General features: G+C 66.7%; 13 protein-coding genes, 1 tRNA gene and 1 pseudogene. 4 read left to right on the top strand and 11 right to left on the bottom strand.

The annotated features are described in order from the left end of the window. Positions 1–38: 38 nt before the first annotated feature. A pseudogene (gene dinB / locus Sj15T_RS13520) lies at positions 39–1,117 on the top strand (DNA polymerase IV). A 171-nt stretch (positions 1,118–1,288) separates the two neighbouring features. Here dinB and Sj15T_RS13515 read toward each other — a convergent pair. After that, positions 1,289–2,098 (bottom strand): DUF1134 domain-containing protein, encoded by an 810-nt coding sequence (locus Sj15T_RS13515; RefSeq protein ID WP_007689483.1) that lies wholly within the window; start codon positions 2,096–2,098, stop codon positions 1,289–1,291. Positions 2,099–2,328: 230 nt separating this feature from the next. On the opposite strand from Sj15T_RS13515, the gene Sj15T_RS13510 reads away from it, so the two are divergent. Continuing rightward, a tRNA-Ser gene (locus Sj15T_RS13510) sits at positions 2,329–2,420 on the top strand. 38 nt (positions 2,421–2,458) lie between these two features. Here Sj15T_RS13510 and Sj15T_RS13505 read toward each other — a convergent pair. The 3 genes from Sj15T_RS13505 to Sj15T_RS13495 all read right to left on the bottom strand — a co-directional run bounded on the left by Sj15T_RS13505 (position 2,459) and on the right by Sj15T_RS13495 (position 5,310). After that, entirely contained in the window at positions 2,459–2,773 is a 315-nt protein-coding gene (locus Sj15T_RS13505) for a hypothetical protein (RefSeq protein ID WP_013041498.1), read from the bottom strand. Between the two features lie 19 nt (positions 2,774–2,792). Next, positions 2,793–4,358, bottom strand: a complete 1,566-nt coding sequence (locus tag Sj15T_RS13500; protein WP_013041497.1) for a peptide chain release factor 3 — start codon at positions 4,356–4,358, stop codon at positions 2,793–2,795. Between the two features lie 61 nt (positions 4,359–4,419). Then, the gene (locus Sj15T_RS13495; RefSeq protein WP_013041496.1) at positions 4,420–5,310 is read right to left on the bottom strand and encodes an aldose 1-epimerase family protein; all 891 of its coding nucleotides are present in this window, start codon (positions 5,308–5,310) and stop codon (positions 4,420–4,422) included. 161 nt (positions 5,311–5,471) lie between these two features. Here Sj15T_RS13495 and Sj15T_RS13490 point away from each other — a divergent pair, with 161 nt between their 5' ends. Beyond that, the gene (locus tag Sj15T_RS13490) at positions 5,472–5,996 is read left to right on the top strand and encodes a hypothetical protein (RefSeq protein ID WP_007689492.1); all 525 of its coding nucleotides are present in this window, start codon (positions 5,472–5,474) and stop codon (positions 5,994–5,996) included. On the opposite strand, the gene Sj15T_RS13485 is transcribed toward Sj15T_RS13490, so the two are convergent. The 7 genes from Sj15T_RS13485 to rpmI all read right to left on the bottom strand — a co-directional run bounded on the left by Sj15T_RS13485 (position 5,944) and on the right by rpmI (position 12,010). Further along, positions 5,944–6,654 (bottom strand): DUF4386 domain-containing protein, encoded by a 711-nt coding sequence (locus Sj15T_RS13485; protein WP_013041495.1) that lies wholly within the window; start codon positions 6,652–6,654, stop codon positions 5,944–5,946. The two genes, Sj15T_RS13490 and Sj15T_RS13485, sit on opposite strands and share 53 nt — an antisense overlap. After that, on the bottom strand, positions 6,651–9,065 hold the full coding sequence (gene pheT, locus Sj15T_RS13480) for a phenylalanine--tRNA ligase subunit beta (protein WP_013041494.1): 2,415 nt from the start codon (positions 9,063–9,065) through the stop codon (positions 6,651–6,653). The genes Sj15T_RS13485 and pheT overlap by 4 nt, the downstream gene beginning before the upstream one ends. Further along, positions 9,062–10,165 carry a phenylalanine--tRNA ligase subunit alpha gene (gene pheS / locus Sj15T_RS13475; RefSeq protein ID WP_013041493.1) on the bottom strand — a complete coding sequence of 368 codons (1,104 nt, stop codon included), beginning with the start codon at positions 10,163–10,165 and terminating at the stop codon, positions 9,062–9,064. The genes pheT and pheS overlap by 4 nt, the downstream gene beginning before the upstream one ends. Positions 10,166–10,212: 47 nt before the next feature. Next, entirely contained in the window at positions 10,213–10,554 is a 342-nt protein-coding gene (locus Sj15T_RS13470; protein ID WP_013041492.1) for a GIY-YIG nuclease family protein, read from the bottom strand. 59 nt (positions 10,555–10,613) lie between these two features. Then, the gene (locus Sj15T_RS13465; protein ID WP_013041491.1) at positions 10,614–11,234 is read right to left on the bottom strand and encodes a LysE family translocator; all 621 of its coding nucleotides are present in this window, start codon (positions 11,232–11,234) and stop codon (positions 10,614–10,616) included. A 195-nt stretch (positions 11,235–11,429) separates the two neighbouring features. Further along, the gene (gene rplT / locus Sj15T_RS13460; RefSeq protein ID WP_007689504.1) at positions 11,430–11,792 is read right to left on the bottom strand and encodes a 50S ribosomal protein L20; all 363 of its coding nucleotides are present in this window, start codon (positions 11,790–11,792) and stop codon (positions 11,430–11,432) included. 14 nt (positions 11,793–11,806) lie between these two features. Further along, positions 11,807–12,010 carry a 50S ribosomal protein L35 gene (gene rpmI / locus Sj15T_RS13455; protein ID WP_007689506.1) on the bottom strand — a complete coding sequence of 68 codons (204 nt, stop codon included), beginning with the start codon at positions 12,008–12,010 and terminating at the stop codon, positions 11,807–11,809. A 158-nt stretch (positions 12,011–12,168) separates the two neighbouring features. Here rpmI and Sj15T_RS13450 point away from each other — a divergent pair, with 158 nt between their 5' ends. Beyond that, positions 12,169–14,337, top strand: a complete 2,169-nt coding sequence (locus Sj15T_RS13450; RefSeq protein ID WP_013041490.1) for an AsmA family protein — start codon at positions 12,169–12,171, stop codon at positions 14,335–14,337. The last annotated feature ends 34 nt before the right edge of the window (positions 14,338–14,371 follow it).

Genomic DNA, 14,371 nt, shown 5'->3' with positions numbered 1-14,371 from the left:
GGCTGCCTTCCGGCTCGCCCTGTGGCATAAGCGCGCCCATGGAAAGCCCGCCGCGCAAGATCATCCATATCGACATGGATGCCTTTTACGCGTCAGTCGAACAGCGCGACGATCCCAGCCTGCGGGGCAAGGCGCTGGCGGTGGGCGGCGGCGGTCCCCGCGGCGTGGTCGCCACCGCCAGCTATGAGGCGCGAAAATATGGCGTCCGCTCCGCCATGCCGGGCGCCAGGGCGCGGCGGCTCTGCCCTGACCTGCTGTTCGTCCGCCCCCGGTTCGAGGTCTATCGCGCCGTGTCCGCCCAGGTGCGGGAGATATTCTCCCGCTTCACCGACATCATCCAGCCGCTGTCGCTGGACGAAGCTTATCTGGACGTCACGCGGAACAAGCCCGGCATCCCCTCCGCCACGCGCATAGCCGAGGAAATCCGCCGCCTGATCCGGGAGGAAACCGGCCTCACCGCATCGGCGGGCGTCTCCTACAACAAGCTGATCGCCAAGCTGGCGTCGGACCAGAACAAGCCCGACGGCATCTGCGTCGTCCGGCCGGAGGAAGGCGCGGCCTTCATCGCGAAGATGCCGGTGCGGCGCATCCATGGCGTGGGGCCGGTGACGGCGAAGCGGATGCGGCGCTGGGCATAGAGACGGGCGCGGATCTGCGCGCCCGCGACCTGCCCTTCCTCCAGCAACATTTCGGCAGCGCCGCGCTGTTCTACTATCGCGCCTCGCGGGGCGAGGACGACCGCCCCGTTCATGAGCGGCAGGAACGCAAATCGGTAAGCGTCGAGGATACTTTCTTCGACGATCTGACGGCGGAGGATGCGCTGATCGCGGAACTGGACCGGATCGCGGAGAATCTCTGGGGCCGGATCGAAAAGAGCGGCGCCTATGGCCGGACGGTGGTGCTCAAGGTCAAGTTCGCGGATTTCCGGATCATCACCCGCTCCAGGAGCTTCGCCGCTCCGCTGCGCTCGCCCGATCTGCTGGCGGAGACCGGCCGGGCGCTGCTCCGGGCCCAACTGCCGCTGCGCATGGGGGCGCGGCTATTGGGGCTGGGCGTCCATAATCTGGACCATGAGGAACCGGAGCAGGCGAGCGGGCAACTCAACCTATCCCTGTAGGCACGCCTTAAAAATCCTCCCCATCGCAAGATGGGAAGGGGGACCAGCCGAAGGCTGGTGGAGGGGAATGGGGCACGACCTCCGAATTTCCCCTCCACCATTCGCTTCGCAAATGGTCCCCCTCCCCACGCTTCGCGCAGGGAGGATTTTCAGGCCCGCGCTCCAAGTCCCTCAGAAGGGCAGCCAGTTCCGCTTCTCGGTGAACTTCATGTAACCGGCATTGACGCCCAGCCGGTAGCCGACGCCCAGCCGGATCGGGATCAGCACAACGCTGCCCCAGCGCAGATAGCTGGCGGTGAAGCCGCCCACCAGATAGGCCGTGCCTTCCGCCGCCGGGAAGCGGTGATAAAGATCCTGCGTGTCATAGAGGTTGTAGACCAGCACGAAAGTATTGGCCGCATTGCCGCCCACGTCGAAGCCGATGGACGGCCCCGTCCAATAGACTTCCCGCTTTCCCTCCACCTTGTGATTGAGCGTGCCGGACCCGTAGCGCAGGCCGACGACGAAAGCGCCCGACGCCTCCCGCCCGGCGATATAGGCGTTGGGGCGGCCCTGATCCTTCAATATCTTCTCGATGATGCCGGCCAGCCCTTCCGCGCCCTTGCCGAACACCCCTTCGGCCGCGCCGATCAGATCGTCTTCCTGATAGGAATCGCTGGGGGAAATCGCCGCCGGGGGAGAATTGGCCGTCACCGGCGCGCCGGTCGCGGTCGATCCGGTCGCCGTAGACCCCGAACCGGCCGGCGGCGGATCATAGGGCGCGCCGTTCCCGGACGGGACGCTGGGGTCCACGCCGGGATCGGTAGGCGTGCCCCCCTGCTGCGGCACCGGCGCCAGGTCGGCATCGATGGCGGTATTGGGATCGACGGTGCGCACCTGCGCCTGCGCGGCGACGGGCGCCAGCGTCATGCCGCCCAGGGCGACCGCCAAAGCGCCCGCCCATGCGGCGCGGCCCGAAAACCGCCGCAAAATCCCGATCATGTCCGCTACTCCCCAAAGAACCCGCTCTTGAACCATATTTCAGATTATCGGGGAACAAGCTGAAACGACAATGAACGAACGGCGACCCGAGTCGATTCCGCGCCAGTCCGAATCCGCTTTTCGAAATTGGGGCGATTTTTCTCCGCCGCGAACCGTTGCCATGCATCAAACCCGCCGCTATAGGCCGACATCTAGCCACTGCTCACCTTATCCGGTGGGCAAATTCGTGCGGAGACGTGGGTGAGTGGCTGAAACCAGCGGTTTGCTAAACCGTCGTAGCCTTAAGGGGCTACCGAGGGTTCGAATCCCTCCGTCTCCGCCACCTTTCCATCCTCTCGCAACCGGGCCAATCGCTGAAGGTCAGCCCAGGCGATAGGGCGTGGGGTCGCCCAGTTCCGCGATCAGTTCCTTGCGCGCCTGCGCCCTGCATTCGGCATAGTCCTGCCGCAGCGCCGCCTCTTCCAGGTCGGGGAAGCGATCGAGCAACCGGCGCAGGATGGATTCATCGTCCCCCAGCGCGATTTCCCCGGCCAGGGCTTGCGGCTCCAGCGCCGCCGACACCCGCGGCGCAAGCAGCTTCATCGTCCGCGCCCGCTCCCGAAATTCGAAGTCGATCAGCCGGGCGGATTCGAACTCGCCCTTTTTCAGCAAGGCGCGGCGCAAGTCCCAGGCCATCTGCCGCCGCCCCTTTTCCTCACCGCTCCTTGGTCGCGCTGAACTTGACCTTGGGGTGGCGTTCCTGCTGATAGCCGATGTCCCAGGCGCTTTTCGCCATGAAGACCAGGTTGCCGTCGCGATCCTTGGCCATGTTCGCGCCGTTGAACGACACCAGATCCCTGATCGCCGCGTCATCGCCGGAAATCCAGCGCGCCGTGTCGAAGGGGGAAGCCTCCAGCCCGGCCGCCACCTTATATTCCGCCTCCAGCCGGGAGATCAGGACGTCGAGCTGCAACTGCCCGACGACGCCGACGATCCAGTTGGACCCGATCTCCGGATAGAAGACCTGGATCACGCCCTCTTCGGACAGGTCGTCCAGCGCCTTGCGAAGCTGCTTCGTCTTGGTGGGGTCTTTCAGCGCCACGCGCCGCAGGATTTCCGGCGCGAAATTAGGCAGGCCGGTGAAGCGCACCCCGGCCTTCTCGCTCAGCGTGTCCCCGACCCGCAACGTGCCATGGTTGGGAATGCCGATGATGTCGCCCGGAAAGGCCTCGTCCGCGATCTCGCGATCCTGCGCGAAGAAGAGGATAGGGGAATGCACCGCGATCGGCTTGCCGCTGCCGCTCGGCGTCAGTTTCATGCCCCGCCTGAACTTGCCCGAACAGAGCCGCATGAAGGCGATCCGGTCGCGATGCTGCGGGTCCATATTGGCCTGGACCTTGAAGATGAAGCCGGTGACCTCGCTGTTCTCCGGCTCTACCGGCGCGGGTTCGGCGGGCTGGGCGCGGGGCGGCGGCGCGTGGGCGGCCAGCGCGTCGATCAACTCGGTGACGCCGAACAGCTTGAGCGCGGACCCGAAATAGACTGGCGTCAGGTCGCCATGGCGATAGGCGGCCAGGTCGAAATCGGCATAGCCGCCCACCGCCAGTTCCGCCTCCTCGCGCAACCGCGCCAGCCCCTGTGCGGACAGATGCCCGGCCAGCGCGTCGTCGTCGATGCCGGAGAAGAAGGCTTCCTTCCCCTCAAATTCCTTGCTCGCGCCCGAAGGCTGGCGCAGGCGGTTCCGGGCGAAATCGTAGATCCCCTCGAACTCGCCGCCCATGCCGACCGGCCAGCTCATCGGGCACACGTCCAGCGCCAGCGCGTCCGCCACTTCATCGAGAAGCGCGAAGGCGTCGCGGCCCTCCCGGTCCACCTTGTTGACGAAGGTGATGATCGGCACGTTGCGCAGCCGACATACCTCGAACAGCTTGCGCGTCTGCGGCTCGATGCCCTTGGCGGCGTCGATCACCATCACCGCGGAGTCCACCGCCGTCAGCGTGCGATAGGTGTCCTCGGAAAAATCCTCGTGCCCCGGCGTGTCGAGCAGGTTGAAGGTGATCCCGTCCCGCTCGAAGGTCATGACCGAGCTTGTCACGGAAATGCCGCGCTGCTGCTCGATCTTCATCCAGTCGGACCGCGCCCGCCGGTTCGCGCCGCGCGCCTTGACCTCGCCCGCCAGATGGATCGCCCCGCCTTCCAGCAGCAGCTTCTCGGTCAGCGTGGTCTTGCCCGCGTCGGGGTGCGAGATGATGGCGAAGGTGCGGCGGGAAGGAATGGTCATGGGCGGCCCATATAGCGATTCTTCGCCGCCGCGCCAGTAAGGCCGTTTTTGGCGCGGCACCTCAAATCCAGCCGTCCACCACCGCCACGTCCATCCGGAAGGCCCGTTCCTCCCCCGGCGCCAGCCGCATGATCCCCTGCTTCTCCCAAACGTCTCCGGCAAAACCCACCAGGTCGGCCATTCCCGCCCAGGGTTCGACGCAGAGATAATGCGCGCCCGGCTTCTGCCACAGCCCCAGCCAGGGCGTATCGGGAAAGTCGATCCTCAGCCCCCTGCCGCCCGGCACGCCCCAGAACAGGCTGCGGCTCTCCAGCCGGTCCCAGATCAGCGCGTCGCCCCGGAACGTCGCAGGTGTCGGGGCCAGCACATGGCCCTCGACCGGCGAGGGCGCGCTCTCCAGCGCGATCAGTCCCGGCTCGTCCCCCACCTTGCGGATCGGCGCGGGCTCCGCCTTTTCGAACAGCACGCGGTGATCCTCCGCCGCACCGCCATAGGGCAGCGGCCAGGCGAAGGCAGGATGATAGCCGAAGGAAAAGGGCAGGTCGCCCGTCCCCCGATTGGCCACCGTCGCGGTCATCCGCAGCGCCGCTCGCTCGACCGCGAAGCGCATGTCCAGCCGGAAGTCGAAGGGATATACGGCCCGCGTCTCCGCATCCGCCTCCAGCCGGAAGGTCGCGGCCTCGTCACTGCGTTCGACCACGTCAAAGAGCCTGCGCCGCGCAAAGCCATGCTGCGGCATGGGATAGTCCCGCCCCTCGAAGCGATAGGCGTCCCCCCGCGACCGCCCGACGAAGGGGAAGAGAAGAGGCGCATGTCCCGTCCACCAGCGCGGATCGGCATCGGTCATGAGTTCGCGCCCTTGCCCGTCTTTCAGCGACCATAGCTCCGCCCCCAGCGGGTTGATGCCGGCGCTGAGGTCGCCCGAACCGATGGTGATGAATTCGTCCGCCATGCGCTGCAATCTCCTTGCCGTCCGGCATAGAGCGATTTCCAGGCGATCGGAACCGATCGCTGGTCAGGAAATCGCGGAAAGCAAAGAATCAGGGGCGGCGAACCAGGCGCGGAACCACGCCCTGTCTCAACGGGTTGAAGGAGCAGCAGGGAGAAAATCGGATGAAATGGATTGGCGTGGCTGCGCTGCTGCTCTGTTCGACGGGCGCCCTGGCGCAGGAACAGGAGAAGAAGGACGACACGCTGAAGAAGGCGGGCACCATCGCCACCCAGCCGGCGCGGGACGTCGGCATCGACAAGGACAAGATTCCCGACGTGCTCCAGAAGGCGGTCGAAGACCCCTATCGGCGCCCGCCGGTGCGGAGCTGCAAGGCGCTCAAGACCTCGCTCGAGGAGCTTGACGCGGTGCTCGGCCCCGATTTCACCGTGGGGCAGAAGGCCAATGAGAACCGCACCGGCAAGATCGCCGAAGCGGTCGGCAAGACCATCGTCAATTCGATCATCCCCTTTCGCGGCCTGGTGCGGGAGATCAGCGGCGCGGCGCCCGCCGAGCGCCGTCTGGAAGCCGCCGTCACCGCCGGCATAGCCCGGCGCGGCTATCTGCGCGGCCTGGCCGACGCCAGGGGCTGCAAGATCACGAGTCCGCCTCCGACCGCGCAGGAGAAGTCGGACGAGGCGAAAAAATAAGCCATAGGGCAAAGGCCGCCTCCGCCGTCACCGCCACGATGTCCGCCTGAATCACCGTCGCATCGGCCAGGTCCGGCGCCGTAAGGGCCACCAGACGCACGGCCGCCTGCAGCGAGCCGCCGAAGATCAGCGCCGCGCCCAGGGCACGGGGAAACCGCCGCGAACGGAAAACCAGCAGCCCGGTCAGCAGCAGGTACAGCGCCAGGAAGATGCGCGCTATGCCCTGAACCTGATCCCGCAGCAGCAGCGCCAGTTCCACGAGGGAATAGGTCTGCGCCATGCCGATGCCCGGATGGGGCGCGCCGTCCAGCAGGACCAGCGGCGCCATGGCCGGAAGGCCGCTGGCCGCCAGCGTCGCGATGCCGATGACGGAAAGCAGTGCCGCCATCCGCGCAACATGCCTCCCGACCGGCGCGAACAGCGCGTAAAGCAGCACGGTCGCCCCCAGCATGGCGCAGATCATCGCCAGATCGCTCGCCTCCGCGGCGCGATAGGCCCAGGGGAAGTCCCTTATGTTCCGCGCCGTCTCCCGCCCGGAACCGGGCACGACCAGAGCGGCGCGGATCATGGCCTCGCCCACGCCGCGCAGCGCCATTCCGCCGAGAAGGAAGAGGCCGGCGAGCCGCGCCTTCCCCTGGATCCCGGCGAACAGCCTCATCCGCGCAGCGTGCCGCCCAGCTTTTCCGCCGCCTTCACCACCGCGGCGCTGATCGTGTCCAGTTCTTCCTGGGAAAAGCTTTTTTCGCCGGGTTGCAGCGTGATCTCGATGGCCAGGCTCTTCTTGCCCTCCTCGACGCCGGGGCCGACGAACATGTCGAACAGCCGCGCCTCGACGATCGCCTTCTTGTCTGCGTTCCTGACGGCCCGGACCAGCGTTTCGGCTTCGACGGCCTCATCGATGACGAAGGCGAAGTCGCGCTTCACCGCCTGCAAGGCCGGCGGCGCATAGGGCGCGCGCATGAAGCCGCTGGCCCGCTTTGCGGGGATCGCGTCCAGGAAGACCTCTCCCGCGACGACCGTGCCGGTCAGCCCGAACTGCTTGGCGAGGCTCGGATGCAGCACGCCGAATTCCGCCAGCACCGTCTTCGGCCCCAACCGCATCGTGCCCGACTGGCCCGGATGATAGGCGCCGGACGCCTCGCCGAAGCTCTGCAGATTGGCGACGGGCGCGCCCGCCGCCGCCAGCAGCGCGATCACCTCGCTTTTGGCGTCGAAGGCGGAGAAGGGCTGCGCCTTCCCCGTCTGCCAGCCCCGCGCCACCTTCTCGCCCGCCAGCACGAAGCCGACGGTCGCCCGCTCCCTGTCCGCCAGATAGCGGCGGCCCAGCTCGAACAGCCGCACCGACGCCGCGCCCCGATCCGCGTTCCGCCGCGTGGCCGAAAGCAGGCCGGGCAGCAGGGAAGGACGCATGACCTTCAGATCTTCCGAAATCGGGTTGGCGAGGGTCCATGCCCCGCCGCCGACCGCGGCGGCCTCCTTCTCCGAAATGAAGGACCAGTTGATCGCTTCGGCCAGCCCGCGCGCCGCCGCCGTCCGGCGCACGCGCCGCTCGACGGCCTGTTCCGGCGTGGCGGTCGGCTTGGCGACGCCGGGGGCGCGGGGCAGGGGGGTGGAGGGCACCTGATCCAGCCCGACGATGCGCACCACCTCCTCCACGATGTCGGGCCAACCGTCGACGTCACGCCGCCAGCTCGGCACCGTCACGGTCCAGTTGGCCGGGGTCGTGACCGGCACGCCGTCCTGATATTCGAAGGTGGCGTCATGGCCCTCCACCGCGAAGCCCAGGCTTTCCAGGATGCGCTTCTGCTCGGAATCCCCCACGTCCACGCCGGCCAGCGCCAGGCATTGCGCCGGGTCGTAGGTCACGGTCTTCGCGGCCGCCGGCGGACTGCCGGCGCGGGTCGCCTCGCTTGCGCTGCCGCCGCACAGATGCGTCACCAGATAGGTCGCGATCGACAGGCCGTCGTCCAGGAAGGCGGGGTCCACCCCACGTTCGAACCGTGCGCGGGCGTCGCTGGTCAGCCCCAGCTTCTGCCCCGTCACCGCGATCCGCTCCGGCGTGAAATAGGCGCATTCGATCAGCACGTCGGTCGTGGCTTCGGTGGCGCCCGAATGCTCGCCGCCCATGATGCCGCCAATGTCGTGCACCGCCTCGTCGTCGGCGATCACGGTCATGCTCTCGTCGACGGCGTAGCTCTTGCCGTTCAGCGCCAGCACCTGCTCGCCCGACCTGCCGCGCCGCGCCACCAGCCCGCCCTTCAGCGTCGCCATGTCATAGACGTGCAGCGGCCGGCCCAGATCGATCATGATGTAATTGGTGATGTCGACCAGCGTGCTGATCGGCTTCTGCCCGATGGCCTTCAACTGCTTGGCCATCCATTCGGGCGAACTGCCGTTCCTCACGCCGCGCACTGTCCGCGCGAAGAAGGCGGGACAGCCCTCGGCATCCTCTATCCGCACGTCCGGTCCCGGCCCGGCCGCCTCGATCACCGGCACGATCAGCGCGTTCAGCGTGCCCAGCCCCGCCGCCGCCAGGTCGCGCGCGATGCCGCGCACGCCCATGCAGTCCTGCCGGTTGGGCGTGATCGACACGTCGATGACCGGGTCGTCCAGCCCGGCCCACGCGGCATAGGACTGCCCCACCGGCGCGTCGGCGCTGAGTTCGATGATCCCGTCATGATCCTCGCCCAGTTCCAGTTCGCGGAAGGAACACATCATGCCGTTGGATTCGACGCCGCGGATGGCGGTCTTCTTCAGCACCATGCCGTTGACCGGCACCACCGCGCCCTCTGTCCCGAACACGCCGACCAGGCCCGCCCGCGCATTGGGCGCGCCGCAGACGACCTGGATGGCGCCCTCGCCCGCATCCACGGTCAGCACCTGCAACTTGTCGGCCTGCGGATGGCGCTCCGCCGTCAGCACCCTGGCGATGCGGAACGCGCCCAGCTTTTCCGCCGGATTCTCCACGCCCTCGACCTCAAGCCCGATGTTCGTCAGCCCCTTGAGGATCGTCGGCAGGTCCGCATCGGTATTGAGATGCGTCTTGAGCCAGCTCAGCGTGAACTTCATGCGCCCACTCCTCCGCTCAGCGTCGGCACGTCCAGCGCCGAAAAGCCGTAATGTTTGAGCCAGCGCAGATCGCCGTCGAAGAAAGCGCGCAAGTCGTTCATCCCATATTTCAGCATGGCGAGCCGGTCGACGCCCGTCCCGAAGGCAAAGCCCTGCCATTCATCCGGATCGAGCCCGCACGCCTCGATCACCCGGCGGTTGACCATGCCGCTGCCCAGCACCTCCAGCCAGCCGCCGCCCGGCGCGTCGCCGTCGCCCCCGATCACCCGCTGGCCGCCCGCCAGCGTATAGCCGACGTCGACCTCCACCGAAGGCTCCGTGAAGGGGAAATAGCTGGGCCGCAGGCGCAGGACGATGTCGTCGCGCTCGAAAAAGGCCTTCAGGAAGGTCTCCAGCGTCCATTTGAGATGGCCGAGCGTGATGCCCTTGTCGATCACCAGCCCCTCGATCTGATGGAACATCGGCGTATGCGTCGCGTCGCTGTCCGACCGATAGACCCGGCCCGGCGCGATGATGCGGATCGGCGGTTCCTGGTTCTTCATCGTGCGGATCTGCACGGGGGAGGTGTGGGTGCGCAGCAGCATCTTCTTCCCGTCCCCATCCTCATCGCTTGTGTCGGGGAAGTAGAAAGTGTCGTGCATCGCCCGCGCCGGATGCGTCTCGGGAATGTTGAGCGCGGTGAAATTATGCCAGTCGTCCTCGATCTCCGGTCCCGTCGCCACGGAGAAGCCGAGGTCAGCGAAAATCTCCGCCAGCTCGTCCATCACCTGGCTGACCGGATGCACGGACCCCTGCGGACCGATGTCGGCGGGCAGGGTCATGTCGATCTTCTCGGCCGCGAGCTTCGCGTCGAGCGCCGCCTGCTCCAGCGCCGCCTTCCTTTCCGCCAGCGCCGCCGTCACGCTCTCCCGCAAATCCTGGATCGGCGGGCCTTTCTCCAGCCGCTCCTCCGGGCTCATCGGGCCCAGCGTCTTGAGCAGCCCCGTCACCACGCCGTTCTTGCCCAAAGCGCCGACCCGCAGCGCCTCCAGCGCGTCGAGCGTGTCGGCGGCGGCAATATCCGCGATCAGGCCGGCTTTCAGATTGGCAATCTCAGTCATAATCTTCGTCATTCCCGCGGAGGCGGGAATCCATTTCCCACCCTGTTCTAATCACCTGACGCCTTGACGATGCGCCGACTCTTCAATGGCTCGAACCCGAAATCGAGCGCCAAATCCCGCCAATCGGGATTCTCCCGTCCGATCAGCTCGATCTTCCATTGCCTGTTCCATTTCTTGATCCGCTTTTCCCGCAATATCGCGCCATCGATCGCGTCATGCATTTCGAACCAGACGAGGCGCTTGACGCCGTAGTCGCTCGTGAAGCCTTCAATCAAGCCGTTTCGATGTTCGTATAGACGCTTTACGAGGTCGGAGGTAACGCCGGTGTACAGCGTCCCATTTCGGCGGCTCGCCAATATATAGACCGTTGGGCTGATTTCGCGTTTCATGCATTCCTCGGGAGATGGCTTCCCGCTTTCGCGGGAATGACGAGGTGGAAAGCGGGGACTTACGCCCGCGCCCCCAGCAACGCCCCGCCGAAGCCGATGAACATCAGCCCCGTTCCCCGATTGAACAACCGCTGCCGGTTCGCGGGCGCCAGCCAGCGGGCGAGCTTCGCGCCCCCCAGCGCATAGACGCACTGCCAGCCGAATTCGATGGCGACGAAGCTGATCACAAGGATCGCCAACTGCATCGCAAAGGGCCGGCCGGTATCGATGAACTGCGGAAACAGCGCGGCCGCGAAGATGATGAGCTTGGGATTGCTGAGCCCGGTGAGCAATCCGGTGCCATAGAGCGCTCGCAGCGACCGTGCCCGCGTGGCGCCCACCTCGCCTGCTTCGCCCACCGGCGCGCGCCAGGCCTTGACGCCCAGCCAGATCAGATAGGCGACGCCGGCGTAGCGCAGCCCGTCGAACAGGCGCGGAGAGGCTTTCAGCAACGCCCCCAGCCCCAGCGCGGAGGCGATCAGGCACAGCAGGATCGCGCTCATCAGCCCCGCCATGGTGGCGATCGCGCGGCGCGGGCCATGATGGATGCTCTGCGTCATCACATGCAGCATGTTCGGTCCCGGCGTGGCCGAGATCAGGAAAACCGCCGTGACATAGAGCCACCAGACATGCAGCGACATGGGTTTTCTCCTTTGCAGGCCAGCGCACAACCCGTTCGTGTCGAGCGTGGTCGAGACACGGACGCCCCTGCTTCCCGGCTGCGCTCGAAGCGAACGGATGAAGGGCGATTGGCGCCAATTCCAGGCAAAAACAAAAAGGGCGCCGAAGGCATCTGCCCCGGCGCCCCTTTGGACGATCTTGCGATCGTTCTAAGTTCAGGCCGCGGGCAGCGCAGCCTTCGCCTGGGCGATGATGGCGCTGAACGCCTCGCCCTCGTGCATCGCGATGTCGGCCAGAACCTTGCGGTCCAGTTCCACGCCGGCCAGCTTCAGGCCGTGCATGAACTGCGAATAGGTCAGGCCCTCGGCGCGGACGCCGGCGTTGATCCGCTGGATCCACAGGCCGCGGAAGGTCCGCTTCTTGACCTTGCGGTCGCGATAGGCGTACTGTCCGGCCTTTTCGACGGCCTGGCGGGCGATGCGGATCGTGTTCTTGCGACGGCCATAATAGCCCTTCGCCTGATCCAAAATCCTCTTATGCTTCGCCTTGGTGGTCGTACCACGCTTGACACGTGCCATTGGTCAGCCCTCCCTTACTTCAGGCCATAGGGCGCCCAGAGGCGCACATGGGCCACGTCGGCGTCGGACATGACCGAGGTGCCGCGATTCTGGCGGATATATTTCGCATTGTGGCTGATCAGGCGGTGACGCTTGCCAGCGACGCCGTGCTTGACCTTGCCGGAAGCGGTGAACTTGAAGCGCTTTTTCACACCGCTCTTGGTCTTGAGCTTGGGCATTTTCGTCTCCTTTTACAGCGCGACGATTACGGACAGCCACGGCAGCCCTAGATAGCCGGGCGGTCCTTCTTGAATATCGCGAAGGGCGGCCCATAGTCGCAAGCATCCCGGAACGCAAGCGATTCGGACCCAAAAAGGCGGACCGGCGTTCAACCGCCATGGCCGACGCAGATCCCCTCCGGCCGGATAGGCCGGCGAGCGAGCCGCCGCATCCTCGCGGCGCGGGCCACCATGTCCAACGCATGCGCCAGGGCTGGCGAAGGCTGCCCCTGCCGGTGCGCATCCTGCTCTGGATCGTCGGCATCCTCTTCGCGCTCTGGCTGATCCTCTTCATCACCAAGGGCCGCTTCCTCAAGCATCCCTTCGAACGGATGCTCGGCAGCCGCCTGGAACGCACCGTGCGCGTCGGCGGCGATTTCCAGCTTTATTTCGATCCCATCGCCATCAAGTTCCGCGCAGAACATATGGCCATCGCCAACACGCCCTGGGCCAGCCGCCCCGACTTTTTCCGCGCCGACCTGATCGACAGCCGCATCGCGCCGCTCAGCCTGATGTTCGGCGACAAATACAAGCTGGGCTGGCTGGAACTGCGCAACGCCGCCGTTGACCTCGAATGGTCGCGGGACGGCAGGAGCAACACGTGGACCTTCGGCGATCCCGACAGGAAGGGCGAACCGCTCAACCTGCCGCTGATCCGCCGCGCTCTCCTGGCCGGCACGACGCTGCGCTATCGCGATCCCCGCATGCAACTCGCCGCCGACCTGGGCTTCGAGACGGTGAAGGCGCGGGACACCCGCTTCGCCGGCGACGTGCGCTTTTCCGGCACCGGGACGATGCGGGCCCGTCGCTTCACGCTGCGCGGCGGCCTGCTTTCCCCCGATGAAACGGGGACGGGCGGCAGGAACCAGCTTGCCCTCCAAGCAGAGGCGGGCGCGACCGTGCTGGAGGTCAGCGGCACGCTGCCCGGCGCGACCGAGATCGAGGGCGCGGACCTGCGCCTGCTGGCCCACGGCCCCAATCTAGCCCGGCTGTTCGATTTCCTGGGCGTCGCCATTCCCGAAACCCGCGCCTATCGCTTCACCTCCGCCCTGACCAAGGCGGGCGGCGAATGGCGGTTCACCCATCTCAAGGGCCGCTTCGGCGACAGCGACCTGGCTGGCCGCCTGACCGTGTCGCTGCCCGACGATCGGCTGTTGCTGAAGGCCGACCTCGCCACCCAAAGCCTCGACATAATCGATGTCGGTCCCTTCATCGGCTACGATCCCGAACGGCTGGCGCGGCAGGGCAAGGCGGGCGCGATCCGGACGGTCGGCGGCGCGCCGCGCATCCTGCCCGACGCGCCGCTGCGGGTGGAGGCGCTGCGCAATTTCGATGCGCGGGTCCGCTACGACGTCCGCCGCATCCGCGCCGACAATCTGCCTGTGTCCAACATCGGCCTGACGCTTTCGCTGGACCGCAGCCTGCTCACCTTGTCGCCGCTGACCTTCGACATGTCGGGCGGCCATGTCAGTTCCGACATCAGCATCGATGCCCGCGTGCAGCCGGTCCGCACCGTCTACGACATCCGCCTGTCGCCCACGCCGATGGGAAAGCTGCTCGCCCGCTGGGGCGTCGAGGAATCCGGCACCACCGGCACGATCAAGGCGCGGGTCCAGATGACCGGCCTCGGCAACACGCTGCACGATTCGCTCGGCGCGTCCAACGGCCGCATCGCGGTGATCCTGCCGGCCGGCTCCATGTGGGCGCGCAATGTGCAACTGTCGGAACTCGACATCGGCACCTTCATCACCAAGATGTTCCAGAAGAAGCTGAAGGATCCGGTGGAGATCAATTGCGGCCTGATCGCCTTCACCGTGCGCGACGGCGTGGCGGCCGCCGATCCGATCATCATCGATACGCGCAAGAATGTGATGCTGGGCCGGGGCGGCTTTTCCTTCCGCAACGAGAGCCTGGACCTCGCCTTCCGCGCCGACGGCAAGAAGTTCAGCCTGTTTTCCGGCCAGTCGCCGGTCGGCATCGGCGGCACTTTCGCCAGGCCGGGCATCGACGTGATCAGCCCCGAACTGGTCGCGCGCGGCGGCGCGGCGGCGGCGCTCGGCATCGCGGCCACGCCGCTCGCCTCGGTGCTTGCCTTCGTCGATGTCGGCGACGCCAAGAGCGCCGCCTGCGGCCCGGTCCTCGCCGGCGCGACCGCCGCCGCCCAGCGCACCAGGGGCGGCAAGCCCCGCGACGATGTCGGCCGCGGCACCACGGCCAAGGACGAGGCCGGCAGGGGCACCGCCCGCGAAAACAGGAGCCAGGAAAAGAAATTCCTGGGCATCTTCTGATCCGTCAGATGCCTTCGGGGGAGGGAACGCGCCT

The organism is Sphingobium sp. TA15 (assembly GCF_037101235.1).
Taxonomy (GTDB): domain Bacteria; phylum Pseudomonadota; class Alphaproteobacteria; order Sphingomonadales; family Sphingomonadaceae; genus Sphingobium; species Sphingobium indicum.
Note: the sequence above shows the minus strand (reverse complement) of the source record. Positions and strands in the feature narration are given on the sequence as shown.